The following is an 18,350-nucleotide window of genomic DNA, read 5'->3' as shown; positions in this document are numbered from 1 at the left end:
GGTTGAAGAACACGTTGGCCTGGAGTCTTCTGCTGGTTCTGCTGGTCGGCTGCGCCGGGCAGACCGTTCAGGAGCCGGAACCCGCACAGACGAACCCGGAGTTGGCAAAACGCTTCGCAAGGGAGGGGCAGTTGGCTCTGGAGCAGGGCCGCAGGAATGCCGCTGCCGAGGCGTGGCAGAAAGCCGTTGAGCTGGACCCGGGCAATGCGGTGGTCGTCAATAACCTGGCATTGGTGATGAAGGATCAACACCGCTTTGCCGAAGCGGCAAAGCTGCTGGAGGCCGGTATTTCGAACTCGCCGGAGGTTGCCGAGCTGCATTACAACCTGGCGGTGATTGCTGAACTGTATCTGTTGGAACTCGACCGGGCGCTGACTCACTACAACCGCTATCGGGTACTGACGGAAGAAGACGACACGCTCGTCACCGGATGGATTGCCGATCTGGAACGGAGGCTGCAATAGATGCGCCATTACTGGCAGATAACCGCAACAGGTGTGCAGTCAGTCGTTGTTGCCGGGCTGATCGTGCTGGCTTCGGCCAGTGCACCGGCAAGTGCGGAAGGCCCGGTTCGTCTGAGCGTTGACGGCATATCGGCCAGCCTTGGCGAGGATGAGCCACGGGTACTTTACATATTGCCCTGGCAGGTGCCGAGCCTGCCAAAACACCCCAGGGCTAAGCTGGATGATACCGCGCCGGAACTGATGCGGCCGGTAGCCCCGGTGACTTTGGAAAGGCATCGCCTGTTTCGTGAAAACCTTAACCCTCTGATCCTGAGCCCCCTCGGGGACTCAGCCGGGACTGTGCAGTAATAACGGGAGAACAACCATGCTGGATACCATCGTACGTTTTTTTCAGGAAGGCGGTCCCTTCATGTACCCCATTGCCGTTGTGTTGGCGCTGGGCCTGGCCATTACCCTGGAACGATTTTTCTACCTCTCCGGGGTGAGGCGGCGTAACCGGGCGGCCTTCGAACAGAGCATCCTGCCATTGCTGCAGAAGCGTGACTACCCGCGGGCCATGAAAGCGGCCAGCAACTCGGACAGCGCCATTGCCTCCATCATGGGCGCAGGCATCGGCCGGCTGCTGAGCAACAGCCGGCGGGAAGATATCGAATACGCCATGGAGGAGGGCCTGTTGGAAGTCCTTCCCCGGCTGGAAAAGCGCACCCAGTACCTGGCGACTCTGGCCAACATCGCCACCCTTCTGGGGCTTTTGGGTACGATCATCGGTCTGATTGCGGCGTTTACCGCAGTGGCAGCCGCAGACCCTTCCCAGAAGGCCAGCCTGCTGTCCGGCAGCATTTCGGTTGCCATGAATACCACCGCATTCGGATTGATGTCGGCGATACCGCTGCTGATGTTCCATGCCGTGCTGCAGACCCGCACCAACGAAATCGTGGACAGTTTTGAAATGGCGGGTGTGAAACTGCTGAACATTGTTTCTGGTCCTGTTTCGAACCCAAGTGCCCAACCATCCGCAGCCTGAGTTGATGCCATGAGACGCCGACACCGCAGGCTGAGTACATCGCCGGATCTGGACATAACCGCCTTTCTGAACCTCATGATCGTTCTGGTGCCGGTTTTGCTGCTGGGCATGGTGTTCAGCCAGGTCCGCATGATTGAACTGAACTTTCCCGGAATGGAGGCCGGCGAAGCTCCGGAAGCCGATGAGCTTCGCCTGGTGGTCACACTGATTCCGGCGGGCATCGAAATCTCGGACAGCGACCGGGGGCTGATTCGTGTGCTTCCGAAAAAGCAGGGTGCCCAGGATTTTGAAGCGCTTGGTGATGTCCTTCGCCAGGTGAAAGCCCGGGTGCCGGAGAAGACCGATGTGGTGCTGGAAGTCGGTCCCGATATTGATTACCAGACGCTGGTCACCGTCATGGATACGGTTCGCTCATACCCGGCCGTGGTGGCGGCCAGTGTGGTGGAGGCCGAGCTGTTCCCGGATGTTTCCCTGATGGATGCACCGGATAATCGCCAGTTGGCGGCCACTGGCCAGGAAGAATCCGGGGAGGGCGCGTGAGAAGCTCCCAAAAGGCCCGCAGGATTCAGCGGCACTATGGCCGCATGCACAGGCCCGGTGGCCTGAACCTGGTGTCGCTGATGGATATCTTCACCATTCTGGTCTTCTTTCTGATGGTGAATTCCTCCGACGTGAAAGTCATGCAGAACACCGCCGACGTGCCGTTGCCAAAATCGACCGCACAGCAGGAAGCCGCAGAGAATCTCACGGTGCAGGTAACCGGCAACGCCATTCTGGTACAGGGAAAGGAAGTGGCCCGGTTGGAGGGAATCGAAACGGGCGATGCCCGTATTTCCGGTTTGTCGGAGGAGCTCACCTGGCGACGTAACCGCTGGGCCGAGATCCCCACCGAGGGACTGGAAGTGACCATCATGGCCGGTCGCAATACCAATTATCGGCTGCTCCGGAAAGTGATGCAGACATGTATTGATGAGCAATACCGGCAGGTGCGGCTTGCGGTGGAAGGGGAGGTTCGCAATGGCTGATACCTTGTCTCCAGCGGGGCATTCCGCTGGGCTGCCATGGGCCCGGGATACTGGTGAGAATCTCCGGTTTGGTGCCATTGTCGGGGTGATGCTGGCGCTGCTTCTGCCTCCGGCACTGTTGATTCCGACACTGGACCTCCCGGAGATTCAACGCAGCGAGGCTGAACGGATTCCACCCAGGCTGGCGCGCCTTGTGGAACGGCCAAAACCCGTGGTGACACCCGAGCCCGTCAAACCAGAGCCTGTCAAACCAGAGCCGGAGCCCGAGGCTCGGAAAAAAGAACCGGAAAAGGCGCCCCCTGAGCCGGTGAAGGCTGAACCGAAACCCGAGCCCCGGCCGGAGCCTGCCCTTGCCCGCCAGGCCAAAATCCGGCAAACCACCGAGCAGGCGAGGGAGAAGGCGTCCCGGTCCGGGTTGCTGGCGATGAAGGACCGGCTGGCCTCCCTCAGGGAGCCTGAACCGGCGCCGGCCAGGCAATTTGTGGTGAATACAGATTCCGACAGCATGGCTCGCACCGTTTCCCCCGGGGATCCTGGGAATGTGTTCAGTGGCAGTGGCGGGGTTACAGACGCTGTGGCCCCGGAAACTTCGGTGAATGTGGCCGGGCATGAAGTCAGGAAAGTTGAAGCGCCCGTAGAAAAAACCCGTGCCGTGGCGGCGCAGCCGGTTGATCCCGGCCCCCCTGTCGGTGAACGGGCCATGAGCAATATTCGCAGGGTATTTGACGCCCAGAAATCCGCGCTCTATTCCCTGTACCGGCGGGAGTTGCGGCAGGACCCAACGCTTGAAGGCCAGGTGTTGCTGGAGTTGGTCATTGAGCCGGACGGTTCCGTTTCCGCCTGCGAAGTGGTCAGTTCTGAATTGGGGCATCCGTCCCTGGAGCAGCGCATTGCCATGAGGGTCAGGTTGTTCAATTTTGGCGCCGACAAGGTCGGGACCCGCACGGTTCGTTTCCCGATTGATTTCCTGCCGGGCTGAAAAGGGGGTTCAGGGGCAGCCCCTGGCTGCCCGTTTCGGGCCACTCAGCTTTCGATGGTGATTTTGGGCAGCCGGGGTTTGTGCAGTGACACTTTTTCCGTTGGCGCGATCACTTTCGCCTCTCCGAAGACCACTTGCTTATTGTTCTGGTTGCGCACATCGCACTCAACCACCACCCGGTTTTTCGGTTCCTTGCGAAGGACTTTCAGTTTGACGGTGAGGGTGTCGTCCAGTTTAACCGGGCGTTTGAAGGACAGGCTCTGCTCCAGGTAAATGGTGCCGGGGCCAGGCATAACGGTTGCCAGTGCCGCTGAAATCAGCGAGCCACTCCACATGCCATGGGCAATCCGTTCCCTGAACATGGAGCAGGCTGCAAATTCGGAGTCCAGGTGTACCGGATTGACATCACCGGACACCGCCGCAAACAGCACCAGCTCGTCTTCCGAAAGGGTGCGTGTGAAGGTGGCGGTATCGCCCTCGTTCAGCTCGTCATAAGTAATATTTTCAAGAGTATTAAGGGTATCGCTCATGGTGCGCTCCGCACGGATGTCATATAAGTACAGCTGTTCGGGTAAGAGCCTCGAAAACTACCTCATCGGTTACAAAACTGCTATTCTCTCTCCACTTTTTTGAGGCTGATACTTTTGTCGGGTTGATTTTCTGTTCAGGCTGACATTCGTGAATCGTTGCAAACAAAAGCGCCAGACAGGAGATGGTGATGGATTTTGAGCAGTTCTATCGGGATAAATACCCAGCCGGCGTGCCCCGCGAGGTGGACCTGAACAAGTACAGAAGCATGGTGGAGGTGTTTGAGCAGGCGGTCAAAAAGTTTGCCGACCGTCCCGCATTCAGTGCTCTTGGCGCAACTCTCACTTACCGTGACCTCGACACTCAGAGCCGCAATTTCGCCGCCTGGCTGCAAAACAAGACAGATCTGAAGCCCGGTGACCGTATGGCCGTGCAGATGCCCAATGTCAACCAGTACCCGGTTGTTGTTTTTGGCGCCATGCGGGCCGGCCTGATTGTGGTGAATACCAACCCCCTGTATACCACGCGGGAAATGGAGCACCAGTTCAACGATTCTGGTGCCAAGGCCCTGGTGGTGTTGGCCAATATGGCCGGAAATGCCGAGAAGGTGCTGCCCAATACCGGCATTGAGCACGTCATCGTTACCGAAATTGCCGACATGCACTCGCCGATCCGGCGCACCCTGCTAAACGCGGTCGTCAAGCATGTCAAAAAGATGGTACCGGCGTTCAATCTGCCCCAGGCGCACAAGCTGCCGGCAGTACTCGGTGCCGGCGCCCGTGAGAAATTCACGCCGGTTGAATGCAAGCAGGACGACATTGCTGTGCTGCAGTATACCGGTGGCACGACTGGTGTGGCCAAGGGTGCCATGCTGACCCACGGCAACCTGGTGGCTAACCTGCTGCAGACCCGCCCGATGATGGAAGACATGGTGGTCGAGGGGCAGGAAGTGGTCATTGCGCCGCTGCCGCTGTACCACATTTATTCCTTCACCCTGAACTGCGGCATCATGCTTGAGGCGGGTGCCCATAACGTGTTGATCCCGAACCCGAGAGACATCCCGGGCTTCGTGAAGGAACTGAAGAACCACAAATTCACGGCGTTCCTCGGTTTGAACACGCTGTTCGTTGCGTTGTGTAACAACGAGGAATTCCAGGGCCTGGACTTCAGCAGCCTGAAGCTGACCTCTTCCGGCGGCATGGCCCTGACCAGCGACACGGCCAAGATGTGGGAAAGAGTCACGGGTTGTGAGATTTGCGAGGGTTTCGGCATGACCGAAACTTCCCCGGTGGTCACCTTCAACCCCCACAGTGCCATTCAGATTGGTACCATCGGCCTGCCGATCCCGTCGACTGTTGTTAAAACGCTCGACGAAGAAGGTAATGAAACGCCCCTGGGAGAGCCTGGAGAGCTGTGCGTGAAAGGTCCGCAGGTAATGCGTGGTTACTGGCAGCGCCCGGAAGACACCCGGAAATCCTTTACCGAGGACGGTTACCTGCGCACCGGCGATATTGCCCTGATCCAGGAAGACGGTTACATCCGCATCGTTGACCGCAAGAAAGACATGATCATCGTCTCGGGCTTCAACGTCTTCCCGAACGAGATCGAAGATGTGGTGAGCAGTCATCCGAAGGTGGTTGAGTGTGCCGCCGTCGGTATTCCCGATGCCAGGAGTGGTGAGGCGGTCAAGGTTTATCTGGTGCCGACTGCCGAGGGCGTGACCGAGAACGAGCTCAGGGAGTTCTGTCGCGAGCGTCTGACGGCCTACAAGGTACCCAAGTACGTTGAATTCCGCGATGAACTGCCCAAAACCAATGTGGGCAAGATTCTGCGGCGCGAACTGCGGGACGAGGCCAACAACACCTAAGTGGCTGTCTCTGATACTGAAAAAGTGAGGCTGCGCCAGGCCCAGTACAATACCCTGAGTTTCCCCGATGGGTTGCCGGTGTCCGAGCGGGTGGATGATATCCGGGAGGCCATCGAAAACCACCAGGTGGTGATTATTGCCGGTGAAACCGGTTCCGGTAAAACCACCCAGATCCCGAAAATCTGCCTGAACATCGGTCGGGGCATCCGGGGGCTGATTGGCCACACCCAGCCCCGCCGTATTGCCGCCCGCAGTGTGGCCGCCCGGATTGCCGAGGAAATCGGTGAACAGACCGGCCAGCAGATCGGCTATCAGGTTCGATTCACCGATAACACCTCGGAGCAATCCAGGGTCAAGGTGATGACTGATGGCATCCTGCTGGCGGAGGTCCAGCACGACCGGTTTCTGGATCGCTACGATACCCTCATTATCGACGAGGCCCACGAACGCAGCCTGAACATCGACTTCCTGCTTGGCTATCTGCGCCAGCTCCTGCCCAGGCGTCCGGACCTGAAAGTCATCATTACCTCGGCAACCATTGAGGTGGACCGGTTCAGCGAGTTCTTCGACAAGGCCCCGGTGATCGAGGTAAGCGGTCGGACCTATCCGGTGGATATCCGTTACCGGCCGCTGACGGGCGATGAAGATGACCGGGATCAGGGCTGGACCGACGGGGTTCTGAATGCCCTGGAGGAAATCGAGCAGCACGAGCGCAGTAAGAAGCAACCGCCGGGTGATGTGCTGGTGTTCCTGCCCGGCGAGCGGGAAATCAGGAATCTGAGCAAGGTTCTGCGCCATGTCGATCTGAAGCATACCGAAGTGCTGCCGCTGTATTCCCGCCTGAGCAATGCCGAGCAGAACCGGGTGTTCCAGCCTCACAGAGGCCGGCGTATTGTGCTTTCGACCAACGTGGCGGAAACCTCGCTGACGGTGCCGGGCATTCGTTACGTTATCGACACCGGGGTGGCCCGGATCAGCCGTTACAGCGTTCGCTCCAAGATCCAGCGGCTGCCGGTAGAACCCGTTTCCCAGGCCAGTGCCAACCAGAGAGCCGGCCGCTGCGGTCGCGTGGCACCCGGAATCTGTTTCCGGCTTTACGATGAAACCGATTTCATAAACCGGCCGGAATACACCGATCCGGAAATCCTGCGCACCAACCTGGCGTCCGTCATCCTTCAGATGGTCACCTCCGGTCTCGGGGAAATTCGAACGTTCCCGTTTCTGGAAGCGCCCGACAAGCGCCAGGTCAACGATGGCTACAAGCTACTGGAAGAGCTTGGGGCGGTGGACGACAAGCGCCGCGTCACCCGGCTTGGTCGGACGATGGCCCGGCTGCCCCTGGACCCGCGCCTGGCCAGGATGCTGGTTACCGCCGCTGAGCTTGGCAGCCTGGCGGAAACCCTGGTGATCATTGCCGGGCTGAGCATTCAGGACCCACGGGAACGCCCCCAGGACAAACAGCAGGCAGCGGATCAGGCCCATGCGCCGTTTAATGACAAGGAATCGGATTTTCTGACGTTGTTGAATGTCTGGAACTTCTATGAGGATCAGCGCCAGGAGTTGTCGCAGAACCAGCTCAAGAAAGTCTGCCAGAAGAGCTTCCTGAGCTGGATGCGAATGCGGGAATGGCGGGATATTCATCGCCAGCTGACGGTGATCTGCCGTCAACAGAAGTTGATGATCAACAAGGATGCCGCCAGTTACGAGGCCGTGCACAAGGCCATATTGGCGGGATTGCTTGGCCAGGTGGCGGTGAAGGTGGAAAAGAAGGAATACCTGGCAACGCGTAATCGGAAAGTCCTGATTTTTCCAGGTTCCAAGGTGTCGAAGACCGGTCCCAAATGGATTGTCGCCGCGGAAATCGTTGAAACCAGTCGAGTGTTTGCCCGTGTGGTGGCCTCCATTGAGTCAGAGTGGATTGAGCCCCTCGCCGGGCATATTGTCAAACACCACTATTTCGAACCCCACTGGGAACAGAGGCGGGCCCAGGTGATGGGCTATGAGAAGGTCACACTTTATGGCCTGGATATTATCGCCAAACGGCGGGTCCCGTATGCCAAAGTGGATCCGGCGCAATGCCGGAATCTGTTTATCCGTCGCGCCCTGGTGGAAGGGGATTACCGGTCAAAAGCGCCGTTCATCGCCCGTAACCGGGAAATGCTCGACACGGTTGAGAATCTTGAGAAGAAAACCCGGCGGCGGGACCTGCTGGTGGATGACGAGGTGCTGGTGGCGTTCTACAACGAACGTTTGCCTGAGGACATCATCAGCGGCCGGCATTTCGAGAGCTGGTGGAAGGGCCTGCAAGCGGAACAGTGCAAAGACATGGAGCTGACCGAAGCGGACATTCTCCAGCGCCCCGTGGATGCCCAGGCAGCGGATCTGTACCCGGATTATCTGGAGTGGGAGGGTGTCCGTTATCCGTTGAGTTACGAGTTCGAACCAACCAGTGAAAAGGATGGTGTGACCCTGCAAGTACCCCTGATGGCACTTAAACAGATCCCGTCCCGCCGGCTGGAATGGCTGGTGCCGGGGCTGCTGCGGGAAAAGTGCATCGCCCTGGTGAAGTCCCTGCCCAAGGCTTTGCGGCGGAACTTTGTGCCGGTGCCCGATTTCGTGGATGCCGCCCTCGAAAACCTTCAGCCCTCCAACGAGCCATTAACGCTCCAACTGGGCGAGCAACTAAGCCGCATGACCGGGGTGCGGATTGCCCCGGAGGCCTGGTCCGAATCAGAATTGCCGAAGTATTTGCGGATGAACCTTCAGGTTATGGGGGATGGCGGCCGCACCATCGCGGAAAGTCGTGCAATCTCTGATCTGCAACACCATTTGGAAGGCCGGGCCGAGCAGGCGCTGGCCTCGGCCACCAGTGATGACTCGTCAAAGCAAACGGCGGCCGAGTACATCGACTGGCAGTTCGGAGCACTGCCAGAACAGGTTCAGGCTGAAAAAGGCGGGATGCAGGTAACCGTTTACCCTGCGCTGGAAGATCTGGGCAAGAAGGTGCGCCAGTTACGTTGTCTGGACCGGCTGACGGCGGAAGATTCGACCCGAAAAGCGATCACCCGGCTGATCCTCAACCGGTTCGGCAAGACGCTCGATGATCTGGAACGCAAACTGCCGCATTTCAGGCAGTCTGCCCTGATGTTTGCACCGGTGGGCCAATCCAGAGTCTTGCTGGACGATCTCCTGTTGGCGACAGCCATGCAGCACTTCCTGTCGGAGGGCATTCCGAGGACGGCGGAAGATTTTGACCGGATTTTTGACGCCCACCGGGGTGATTTTATTCCGGCCCTGGAGCAGGCCGGCGAGCGGCTATATCAGGCCATGTCCGGTTATCAGGAAGTGGCAAGGCAGTTGAAAGGCAAAATTAACCTGGCACTCGCCAACAGTATGGCGGACCTGAAGTTTCAGCTTCAGCACCTTGTTTATCCGGGGTTTCTGGTGGAAACGCCATCGGAGTGGCTGGCGGAATTCGGTCGTTACTTCGAGGCAGCCCTGATCCGGCTTGAAAAAATGCCCCGGGAAACGGGCCGGGAGCGCGAATTCCTGCATACCATCGAGCCACTCTGGTCCCGCTATGCGGTAAAGCGTGACCAACAGCAGCGCCAGGGTGTGCGGGATCCGGAACTGATGCTTTACCGGTGGATGCTCGAGGAGTTCCGGGTGTCGTTCTTTGCCCAGCAATTGGGCACGGTGATGACGGTATCGGTAAAACGGATGGACCGGCAGTGGGAGAAGACCCGGATTTAAGGGCAGGCAGGCCACGTACCAATCCGGTGACGTTGACTGATTGCCGGCGGGCAAAACCGGGAGACTGTGTTAGTATTTCCAACAGAGGATTTTCCTGACATCCTGTTTTCACAATCATGACGTGGGGTTAGCGTGATTAAAGCCGTTATTAGCGGAACCGGTCTGTACACACCGCCAGCAACCATTGATAACGACGAACTGGTGGAAGCCTTTAACCAGTATGTCGAACTGTTTAATGCAGAGAATGCAGGCGCCATTGCCCGGGGCGAGGTTGTCCCATTGCAGCCATCCTCTTCCGCCTTCATAGAAAAAGCCTCCGGTATCAAGCGCCGCCATGTCATCGACAAGGACGGCATCCTTGATCCGGAGCGCATGGCGCCTTACATCCCGGAGCGCAGTAACGAAGAGCCCTCGGTTCAGTGCGATATGGCCGTCGCCGCTTGCGGCGAGGCGCTGGAACAGGCGGGCAAATCCGTACAGGACGTGGATGCCGTCATTGTCGCCTGCTCGAATATGCAGCGCGCTTACCCGGCGGTTTCCATCGAAGTTCAGGAAGCCTTGGGGATTGACGGTTTTGCCTATGACATGAACGTTGCCTGCAGTTCGGCAACCTTTGGCCTGCAGGCTGCCGTGAATTCCGTGGAAAACGGCAGCGCCCGGTCCGTGCTCGTGGTGAGCCCGGAGATCTGCTCCGGCCACCTGAACTTCCGGGACCGGGACAGCCACTTCATTTTCGGTGACGCCTGCACGGCGATTTTTGTGGAGCGGGAGGAGCATGCCCGCGCCGGACAGGGGTTCGAGATTCTCGGCACCCGCCTGAAGACGAAATTCTCCAACAACATCCGGAACAATTTTGGCTTCCTGAACCGGGCAGACGAATCCGGTATTGGCAAGCCTGACAAGCTGTTTGTGCAGCAGGGTCGAAAGGTGTTCAAGGAGGTTTCACCACTGGTGGCTGAGACCATCCTGAACCAGCTTCGGAGCCTCTCGATTGCTCCGGACGATCTGCGGCGAATGTGGCTGCACCAGGCGAACCTCAATATGAATCAGTTGATTGCCCGCAAGGTGCTGGGTCGTGATGCCACCGAAGATGAGGCGCCGGTGATTCTGGACGAGTACGCCAATACCAGCTCCGCAGGTTCCATCATCGCCTTCCACAAGCATAAGGGAGACCTGGCCAGTGGTGATCTGGGCGTGATCTGTTCGTTTGGGGCAGGGTATTCGATCGGCAGCGTGCTGGTGCGCCGCCGATAGTTTTTTGCCGGGTTAACCGGTCGCCAGCGCTCGCAGGGTCTCTGGCAGCGGGGCCGATGAACGTGTTGCCCGGTCGAACCAGACAATCTTGGCATAACCTTCCCCATAAATGGCGCCGGTATCGACATCTGTCAGCACGTGATAGGTGTCGAGGCTGGTGTTGCCTGCTTTGTCAGCGTATGTTTTCACCTCTATCGTTGCCGGGTGACTCAATTCCTTTAGAAAGGTTGCACTGGTCTTTATAATAATCGGGCCGGTTGGCTCGTCAGGACCACCGAGTTTCAGTGACGCCAGCCATACGATCCGCGCTTCCTCGAAAAAACGGAAGTAGACTGTATTGTTGGCGTGACCGTATGCATCCATATCTCCCCAGCGGAGCGGCATGGTAATCGTGCTTACAAGATTTCCCGGGACTGGCATCGGGTTCCTCCGTAACAGCGGGTTAATAACGATAAATAAAGCGCCGGTATTTTCGGCGAGCCGAGACGAATTAGACAACCCATGAGCCGAAAATGAAACATCTTTTTATCCGACGTTGGTTGATCGCCATCGTAACAGGGCTTGCTATGGCGGTGCTTTTTCCCGTCAGTCAGGCCGCAGCCCAGGCAATGCAGGAGCCGGCGGCGGAAGGCTCAGCGCCGGTTGACCCCAAGGACCCGTGGGAGAACTGGAACCGCAAGGTGTTTGCCTTCAACGAAACTGCTGACCGGTGGTTTCTGAAGCCGGTGGCACAGGCCTACCGCACCTTGACCCCGAGTCTGATTGACCGGGGTATCACCAATTTCTTCAATAACCTCACCGAACTCCGGAACTTCACCAACAGCCTGCTCCAGTTGAAAGGGGAGTCCGCGGTGGTGGCGGTCGGGCGTTTCACGTTTAACACAACCTTCGGCCTGCTGGGTCTGATTGACGTGGCCACGGCTTTCGACCTCCCGGAAAGGCCGGAGGATTTCGGCCAGACCCTGGGCTACTGGGGTGTCGGACCGGGGCCCTATCTCATGCTGCCGGTTCTGGGGCCTTCCACACCCCGGCACTTCACCGGGTTTGTATCCGACGGTTTTGTGCTGCCATCGGCCTGGGATGCCGTGGGAAGCCGTGAGGCTAATTATGCCCGGGCTCTCCAGATCGTCGATAAGCGGGCTGATCTGATTCCGGCGGAGAGTTTCATTTCCGGCGACCGCTATATTTTTTTCCGGAACGCGTTTTTACAACGACGTGAATTCCTGATAAACGATGGAAAAGTGGTCAATGACCCCTTTGCCAGCGGCAATGATGAAAATCTGATGCTGGATGATTTCTGAGTGTCAACGGGGTTGAAAGGAGGTCAGCGGTGCTAGAGGGTCCGAGAATAGCCAAGTTCCGGAAGATGCTGGCGGAGGCGCCAAACTATGAAGTCTGGAAGGCGGCGGCGCTGGAACTGGATTTCCTGGAGGGTAATGCCGAATGGAAAGAGGATTTTGCCTCTGGTTTGTACCACTACGAGCTCATTTATGATCGCCTGAGCAACCTTAAGCAGTACCGCCAGCAGAATGACGTTGAGCGTCTGAAGCGGGCGCTTCGGGAGGGGTTGCACCACGACCTTGGTAACATGGGGAACCCTGCGCTCTATACCCGGTCCCGGGTTGGCACCAAGCATCTGATCGAGGAATACATTGCCCAGGTGTGCGAAGCGCTGGATTTCCTCTGCGACCACTCGGTGCCTGGTTTTCCCGTGGCGGACAAGCTCCAGTTTTTCCGGGACACCCTGACAAGCTACGGCCGGCCGGCATTGCTGCTCAGTGGCGGCGCCACCCTTGGCATGTTCCATTTCGGGGTGATCAAGGCGCTCTGGGAGAAAGGCCTTTTGCCCCAGGTGATCGCCGGTTCCAGTATCGGCGCCATCATTGCCTGTATTCTCGGCGTGCATACCGACGCGGAAATACCGGAAATGCTGGTGCCGGAAAACCACAATCTCAAGGCCTGGAAGTGGCGGGGCCTGCTCAGTGCCGCTCGAGGCGACGGCCTCATGGATCAGGAACAGTTGCGCGGCTGCCTGCGGGCGAATATTGGTGAATACACCTTCGAAGAAGCCTACCAGCGCACTGGTCGCTCCATTAATGTAAGTGTGTCACCGGTGCAGGCGCATCAAAAGGCGCGATTGTTGTGTGGCTATACATCGCCCTACCTGATGGTGTGGAGTGCGGCTCTGGCCAGCGCGGCGGTTCCGGGTATTTTTCCGCCGGTCACCCTGATGAAAAAAGACATCTACGGCAATACCCTGCCTTACATGCCGCGCCTCAAGTTCGTGGACGGCTCGGTGGTCAGCGATCTTCCGATTGACCGCCTGATGCATCTCTACGACGTTAACTACACAATTGTGAGCCAGGCCAACCCCCATGTTGTGCCGTTCCTCGCACAGAGAAGCAGAGACGAAAAACTCTCTTTGGGCAGTCTCCCGATGCATCTGCTGAAATCGGAAATCCAGTTCCACGGCCAGGGGGCATTCGATTACCTGCGCAAACGGGTAAGGCCGGAACTCCTGCGGCAGGTGTCCGGTCAGTTGTACACGATTATGGCTCAGCGGTACTCGGGAGACGTTACCATCGCGCCAACCTATTCGTTCAGGGACTATCGCCGCATGCTGGCTAATCCGGATCCCGCCTACGTAAGGGAAATGATTCTTGCCGGCGAGCGGGCCACCTGGCCCAGGATTTCCATGATTCGCTCCCACGCCCGGATCTCCAAAACCCTTGAGCGGTGCGTGCGTCGACTGAAACAGCAGAACCGGCGCACTGCCGGGCTCAGGTTGGTTGATATCGCGGATTCCGGTACGTCCTGATATGTATTACGACTTTTTCGGCTTTCGCGAACCGCCGTTTTCTATCGCCCCAGACCCCCGTTACCTCTATCTCAGTGCTCGCCACAAGGAAGCTTTGGCGCACCTGATGTACGGTGTTCAGGGCCAGGGCGGCTTCATTGTGATTACCGGTGAAGTAGGAACCGGGAAGACCACGGTATCCCGCTGCTTTATTGAAAACGCTCCGGACAATGTCGATATAGCGCTGATTCTCAACCCCCGGCTCTCTGCGCGGGAGTTGCTGTCCTCCATCTGCGACGAGCTTGAGATTGCCCAACCCATCGGTGCCACGATCAAGGAACTGGTGGACCTTATCAACCAGGACCTGCTGAAGGCGCACGCGGCGGGCCGTCACAAGGTGTTGATGATCGACGAAGCCCAGAATCTGTCCGCGGAGGTACTTGAACAGCTCAGGCTTCTGACCAATCTGGAAACCGCCGAGAAAAAACTGCTGCAGATTGTCCTGCTTGGCCAGCCGGAGCTGCAGGAGATACTTGCCCTTCCGGAACTGCGGCAACTGAACCAGCGGGTAACCGCGCGTTATCACCTGGATGCCATTGGCAAGGACGAGCTGCCGGCTTACCTTCGCTATCGACTCAGCGTGGCCGGCATGCGTGGGGATATTTTCTCGCCCCGGTCCGTTCGGAGACTGTACCGGGAAAGTCAGGGTATTCCCCGGCTGATCAATCTGATCAGTGACAGGGCGTTGCTTGGGGCCTACGCGGAAGGCGAGCATGAAATTTCCGTTGTTCACATTCGGCACGCAGCAAAAGAGGTTCGTGGCCATTCCGTTGGTCCCGGGCCATCGCGGCAAGGTGGCTCACCAGACAGATCCCGGTACCTGATCGTTGCGGCATCCGTGCTTGTTGCCATTATCGGAACCGCCTGGTTGTTTGAGCGCTGGGCCCCGGGCGAGCCGGTTCTCACTGAGCAGCCCCCGCGGGCGCCATTGCAAGGTGCAATTGAACGGGTTGCGGATGAGCAAGGCAAAATGGCTGAGGCAGAAATGCCGGAAGCGGCGGGTTCCGCGAACAACACCGAAGTTATTGAGGCCCAGGCCCTTGCGGAACTGGACGTTCCTGGTCAGTTGCTGGATTCAGTCGACGCCTTCCGGGTGTTGTTCGGGATCTGGGGCCGTAGTTATCAGCCCGCCGATGCGCCAGTGGCCTGTGATTTTGCCAGAGAAAACGGGTTGGCGTGTCTGGAGCGCCAGGGCAGTCGCCAGAGCCTTGAGTTTCTGGATCGCCCGGCGATGTTGCGGCTTCAGGATCAGGCCGGCAACGACGGTTACGTGGTGGTTCGACACCTTGATGGCGATACGGTCGAAGTTGCGTTGCCGTCCGGTAACCTGGAGTTATCGTTCGCCAGTATCGAGCCTTACTGGTTTGGGGAATACCGGGTATTGTGGCGCCTTCCGGAATATCTCACCGGCGACGGCTTCTACAGTACCGGGAACGGCCAGCAGTTATGGATTGGCGCCCGGATGATGGAGCTGGCGGAGGCGCTCAGTGCCGGCCGTCCGGAAAGCGATCAGATCAAGCGGATGAGTGCCGAAGAACAGGTTCGCTGGTACCAGTCCCTCCGGGGCCTTACTGTTGACGGAATTGCCGGCGCCATGACCATCATCCAGATGAATAACGACCTTGAGGCGCCTGTTCCCCGGCTTCAGCCCTCAGTGTCGGGTAACCTGTCGGGAAACCGGGAGTAACTATGTCCTATATTCTTGACGCATTGAGAAAATCCGAAACGGAGCGCCGCCAGGGGCGGGTGCCTGACCTGGGCCAGCAGGTGCAACTGATACACCGGCCAAAGAAGAAACGGGCATCGCCGGTGGTCTGGGTCGCGGTCGCCCTGACGCTCAACGCCGGCGTGCTGGCGTTTGTTTTCTGGCCCGGCTTCCAGCGAACAGATCAGCCGGTCGAACAGGTTAAAGCGCCACCGGTGGCACCGGAACCGGCACCACCTGTGAACCTGCCGAAGGCCGAGGCCGCCGCGGCTCCTGTGCCCCGGGAGCGGCCAACCATTATTGTACCCTCATCCAATCCATCACAGACTTTTCCGCCCTTGCCGGCGCCTGAGCAGGCGGGCAGGGTGCCCCATCTGGTAGAGTTGCCCCTGTCGTTTCAGAAGAGTGTCCCGGATTTGACCTTTAACAGCCATATCTACTCATCGTCCCCGGCGTCCCGCCGCGTCATGATTAATAATGCCTATCTGCGAATCGGTGATTCGTTTGCCGGTCTGCGGGTGGAAGACATCACCGGGGAGGGCGTTGTACTTAGCCTTAACGGTCAACGCTTCCGGGTTGGTGTGGTCCGGGACTGGGTGAGCCCCCGATAATGGCGCTGACCGACGACACCAAGCAAGAGATTCAGCAGGGCTACCGCGACGTACTGACAGGGAAGGATATCCGTGCCCGCTACGGCCAGCGGTTGATGATCGCCGAAATTGCAAAATACATGGGCGAGATCACCGAGAATGATGGCCAGAGAACCTCGCCGGCTTCGGCGTGCGTTGTCGAGGCGGGGACCGGTACCGGCAAGACCCTGGCTTATCTTATAGCGGCGATTCCCGTGGCCAAAGCCCTGGGCAAAACCCTGGTTATCTCCACGGCCACCGTTGCATTGCAGGACCAGATTGTTCTGAAGGACCTCCCGGACCTCAAAAAGCACAGCAGGATGGATTTCAACTGGGCCCTCGCCAAGGGGCGGGGCCGGTATCTTTGCATGTCCAGGCTGGAGGCGCGCCTGCATGACGAGGGCAATGGCGACAGCGACACCATGCCGCTGTTCCTGCTGGATGGCCCCAAGTCCGAAGCGCCGGGTACACGGGCTTTCTTCGAGGAGATGCTCGCCAGTTATGGTTCAAGAAACTGGGATGGCGACCGGGACCACTGGCCGGAGCAGATTCCGGACGATGTCTGGCGCCAGGTTACAACCGATCACCGGCAGTGCACCAACCGCCACTGCAGCTACTTCGACAGCTGCGCGTTTTTCGACGCCCGGAAAGATCTGGATGATGCCGATATCCTGGTGGCGAACCATGATCTGGTGCTGGCGGACCTGGCGCTCGGTGGCGGTGCCATTTTGCCTGAGCCTGAAAACGCATTGTACATTTTTGACGAGGCCCATCACCTTCCGGACAAGGCGCTGAATCATTTTGCCGCCTCGGTTCCCCTGAGCGCCACACGCCAGTGGCTGAAGCAGCTCTCCCAGGCGCTGGTCAAAATGCAGCCTTACCTGCCTGGCGGCAGCCAGGCTGCCAGAAGTCTCGACCGCATTGGCTCTGCGTCCCGGGATGTCGATCTTGTTCTGGCCAGGGTTTATGAGGAAGCGGAGCAGAATACCGGCTGGGAATTCAATGAAGAGCGCCGAACGGCCCAGTGGCGTTACCCGGAGGGTGAGCTCCCCGAAGCCCTGGTGGCTCTGTCGGCTGAGACCCGGATTGCCACCGCGAACCTGGTGCGTCAGCTTGGGGTGCTGGCAGATGAGTTGCAGGGCGCCTTTGATGAGCGCAAGGAACACGAACTGGACCGTGAGACTGCCGAGTCATGGTATCCGGTGATCGGCTCTTTCCATAGCCGTGCTGAAGATCAGTTGAGGCTTTGGGCGGCCTGGTGTGAGGAAGGAGGTAGCCCGCCTCCTGCGCGCTGGGCGGTTCGGCAGCGATGGGATCATGCTGAAGATATCACTCTTTACAGCTCTCCGGTGCTCGCAGACAACCTCCTGTATTCCCGGCTCTGGTCCCGGGCCTATGGGGCCGTGTTGACCAGCGCAACGCTGACCGCGCTTGGCCGGTTTGACCGCCTCAACGCCCGGGCGGGACTGCCCCAGGGCAGCCGCTTCCTGGTGGTTCCCAGTTCTTTCCGTTATGCCGAAATGGCCACGGTAGAAGTGCCGGCAATGTCTGCCCTGCCGACGGATGACGGGTTTACCGATGAGCTGGTCAAGCGCCTGCCCGATCTGTGGGCGGGCGAAAAGGCGACGCTGGTGCTGTTCACTTCCCGACGCCAGATGATCCAGGTGCGTGATGCACTGGCGCCTGACTATCCGGAGCTGATTATCACCCAGGACGACATGGCCAAGGGTGAGGTACTCCGGCAGCATTGCAGCCGTGTAGATGCGGGGCGGCCCAGTGTGCTCTTCGGGGTTGCCAGTTTTGCCGAGGGTATCGACCTGCCGGGTAAATACCTCCACCACGTGGTCATCACCAGGCTGCCGTTCTCTGTGCCGGATGATCCGATAGAGGCAGGCCTTGCGGAATGGGTGACCCGGCGCGGTGGCAATCCGTTTATGGAGATCACGGTGCCCGATGCCTCGATCAAGCTGGTTCAGGCGGTCGGGCGCTTGCTCAGGACCGAGCAGGATACCGGTCGGGTCACCATTCTGGATCGCCGGATCATCGCCAGGCGCTACGGCCAGCTGCTGCTGGATGCCTTGCCGCCGTTCCGGCGGATCATCGAGCGCTGATCCTTCCCGGCACCGTTCTTTCGCGTACGATGCGGTCAGGTGCATAGCCCACCAAAAAAAAAGAGCCAGCCCAATCGGGTTGGCTCTTATCAAAGGGGTCCTTTCGAACCCAGGCGTCGAAATAACGCGGAGCAAGAAATCTGAAGGCCTGAAG

At 58.7% G+C, this 18,350-nt stretch carries 16 protein-coding genes; 14 read left to right on the top strand and 2 right to left on the bottom strand.

The features are described 5' to 3' along the window. The first annotated feature begins 2 nt into the window (after positions 1-2). From QPL96_RS06085 to QPL96_RS06060, 6 genes are read left to right on the top strand one after another with little or no spacing between them, the layout of a single operon-like run. Positions 3-464, top strand: a complete 462-nt coding sequence (locus QPL96_RS06085; RefSeq protein ID WP_303286303.1) for a tetratricopeptide repeat protein — start codon at positions 3-5, stop codon at positions 462-464. Beyond that, positions 465-812, top strand: a complete 348-nt coding sequence (locus tag QPL96_RS06080; protein WP_303286300.1) for a hypothetical protein — start codon at positions 465-467, stop codon at positions 810-812. It begins immediately after the preceding gene. Positions 813-828: 16 nt separating this feature from the next. Beyond that, positions 829-1,488: a MotA/TolQ/ExbB proton channel family protein gene (locus QPL96_RS06075; protein WP_303286298.1), complete on the top strand. Its 660-nt coding sequence runs from the start codon at positions 829-831 to the stop codon at positions 1,486-1,488. A 9-nt stretch (positions 1,489-1,497) separates the two neighbouring features. Continuing rightward, positions 1,498-2,028, top strand: a complete 531-nt coding sequence (locus QPL96_RS06070) for a biopolymer transporter ExbD (RefSeq protein ID WP_303286296.1) — start codon at positions 1,498-1,500, stop codon at positions 2,026-2,028. Beyond that, positions 2,025-2,513 carry a biopolymer transporter ExbD gene (locus QPL96_RS06065; RefSeq protein ID WP_303286295.1) on the top strand — a complete coding sequence of 163 codons (489 nt, stop codon included), beginning with the start codon at positions 2,025-2,027 and terminating at the stop codon, positions 2,511-2,513. The genes QPL96_RS06070 and QPL96_RS06065 overlap by 4 nt, the downstream gene beginning before the upstream one ends. Next, complete coding sequence (locus tag QPL96_RS06060) at positions 2,506-3,492, top strand: AgmX/PglI C-terminal domain-containing protein (protein ID WP_303286293.1); 987 nt, start codon at positions 2,506-2,508, stop codon at positions 3,490-3,492. The genes QPL96_RS06065 and QPL96_RS06060 overlap by 8 nt, the downstream gene beginning before the upstream one ends. A 44-nt stretch (positions 3,493-3,536) precedes the next feature. Here QPL96_RS06060 and QPL96_RS06055 read toward each other — a convergent pair whose 3' ends face one another. Then, positions 3,537-4,022 (bottom strand): MaoC/PaaZ C-terminal domain-containing protein, encoded by a 486-nt coding sequence (locus QPL96_RS06055; protein WP_303286291.1) that lies wholly within the window; start codon positions 4,020-4,022, stop codon positions 3,537-3,539. A 188-nt stretch (positions 4,023-4,210) separates the two neighbouring features. On the opposite strand from QPL96_RS06055, the gene QPL96_RS06050 reads away from it, so the two are divergent. From QPL96_RS06050 to QPL96_RS06040, 3 genes are all read left to right on the top strand, one after another. Next, positions 4,211-5,887, top strand: coding sequence for an AMP-binding protein (locus tag QPL96_RS06050; protein WP_303286289.1), 1,677 nt, complete (start codon positions 4,211-4,213; stop codon positions 5,885-5,887). Beyond that, a complete protein-coding gene (gene hrpA, locus QPL96_RS06045; RefSeq protein WP_303286288.1) occupies positions 5,888-9,640 on the top strand; it encodes an ATP-dependent RNA helicase HrpA in 3,753 nt (1,250 codons plus the stop codon). Positions 9,641-9,772: 132 nt separating this feature from the next. Beyond that, complete coding sequence (locus QPL96_RS06040) at positions 9,773-10,894, top strand: beta-ketoacyl-ACP synthase III (protein ID WP_303286287.1); 1,122 nt, start codon at positions 9,773-9,775, stop codon at positions 10,892-10,894. 12 nt (positions 10,895-10,906) lie between these two features. On the opposite strand, the gene QPL96_RS06035 is transcribed toward QPL96_RS06040, so the two are convergent. Then, positions 10,907-11,314 carry a thioesterase family protein gene (locus QPL96_RS06035; protein WP_303286286.1) on the bottom strand — a complete coding sequence of 136 codons (408 nt, stop codon included), beginning with the start codon at positions 11,312-11,314 and terminating at the stop codon, positions 10,907-10,909. A gap of 92 nt (positions 11,315-11,406) precedes the next feature. Here QPL96_RS06035 and QPL96_RS06030 point away from each other — a divergent pair, with 92 nt between their 5' ends. The 5 genes from QPL96_RS06030 to dinG are packed head-to-tail and all read left to right on the top strand — an operon-like array spanning position 11,407 to position 18,196. After that, positions 11,407-12,195, top strand: coding sequence for a VacJ family lipoprotein (locus tag QPL96_RS06030; RefSeq protein ID WP_303286284.1), 789 nt, complete (start codon positions 11,407-11,409; stop codon positions 12,193-12,195). Positions 12,196-12,224: 29 nt separating this feature from the next. After that, complete coding sequence (locus QPL96_RS06025) at positions 12,225-13,712, top strand: DUF3336 domain-containing protein (protein ID WP_303286282.1); 1,488 nt, start codon at positions 12,225-12,227, stop codon at positions 13,710-13,712. Between the two features lies 1 nt (position 13,713). Then, the gene (locus QPL96_RS06020) at positions 13,714-15,438 is read left to right on the top strand and encodes an AAA family ATPase (protein WP_303286280.1); all 1,725 of its coding nucleotides are present in this window, start codon (positions 13,714-13,716) and stop codon (positions 15,436-15,438) included. A gap of 2 nt (positions 15,439-15,440) precedes the next feature. Then, positions 15,441-16,067, top strand: coding sequence for a general secretion pathway protein GspB (locus tag QPL96_RS06015; protein WP_303286279.1), 627 nt, complete (start codon positions 15,441-15,443; stop codon positions 16,065-16,067). Next, on the top strand, positions 16,067-18,196 hold the full coding sequence (gene dinG, locus QPL96_RS06010) for an ATP-dependent DNA helicase DinG (RefSeq protein ID WP_303286278.1): 2,130 nt from the start codon (positions 16,067-16,069) through the stop codon (positions 18,194-18,196). The genes QPL96_RS06015 and dinG overlap by 1 nt, the downstream gene beginning before the upstream one ends. The last annotated feature ends 154 nt before the right edge of the window (positions 18,197-18,350 follow it).

This window comes from Marinobacter sp. SS8-8, from assembly GCF_030540945.1.
Taxonomy (GTDB): Bacteria; Pseudomonadota; Gammaproteobacteria; order Pseudomonadales; family Oleiphilaceae; genus Marinobacter.
The sequence above is the reverse complement of the archived record's forward strand: the minus strand, read 5'-3'. Positions and strand labels throughout refer to the sequence as shown.

Excerpts from the sequence above, each read along its gene's own strand:
- QPL96_RS06055 (WP_303286291.1), bottom strand. The coding sequence starts at position 4,022 with ATGAGCGATACCCTTAATACTCTTGAAAATATTACTTATGACGAGCTG.
- QPL96_RS06030 (WP_303286284.1), top strand. The coding sequence starts at position 11,407 with ATGAAACATCTTTTTATCCGACGTTGGTTGATCGCCATCGTAACAGGG.
- QPL96_RS06020 (WP_303286280.1), top strand. The coding sequence starts at position 13,714 with ATGTATTACGACTTTTTCGGCTTTCGCGAACCGCCGTTTTCTATCGCC.
- QPL96_RS06070 (WP_303286296.1), top strand. The coding sequence starts at position 1,498 with ATGAGACGCCGACACCGCAGGCTGAGTACATCGCCGGATCTGGACATA.
- QPL96_RS06060 (WP_303286293.1), top strand. The coding sequence starts at position 2,506 with ATGGCTGATACCTTGTCTCCAGCGGGGCATTCCGCTGGGCTGCCATGG.
- dinG (WP_303286278.1), top strand. The coding sequence starts at position 16,067 with ATGGCGCTGACCGACGACACCAAGCAAGAGATTCAGCAGGGCTACCGC.
- QPL96_RS06050 (WP_303286289.1), top strand. The coding sequence starts at position 4,211 with ATGGATTTTGAGCAGTTCTATCGGGATAAATACCCAGCCGGCGTGCCC.
- QPL96_RS06015 (WP_303286279.1), top strand. The coding sequence starts at position 15,441 with ATGTCCTATATTCTTGACGCATTGAGAAAATCCGAAACGGAGCGCCGC.
- QPL96_RS06075 (WP_303286298.1), top strand. The coding sequence starts at position 829 with ATGCTGGATACCATCGTACGTTTTTTTCAGGAAGGCGGTCCCTTCATG.
- QPL96_RS06035 (WP_303286286.1), bottom strand. The coding sequence starts at position 11,314 with ATGCCAGTCCCGGGAAATCTTGTAAGCACGATTACCATGCCGCTCCGC.
- QPL96_RS06080 (WP_303286300.1), top strand. The coding sequence starts at position 465 with ATGCGCCATTACTGGCAGATAACCGCAACAGGTGTGCAGTCAGTCGTT.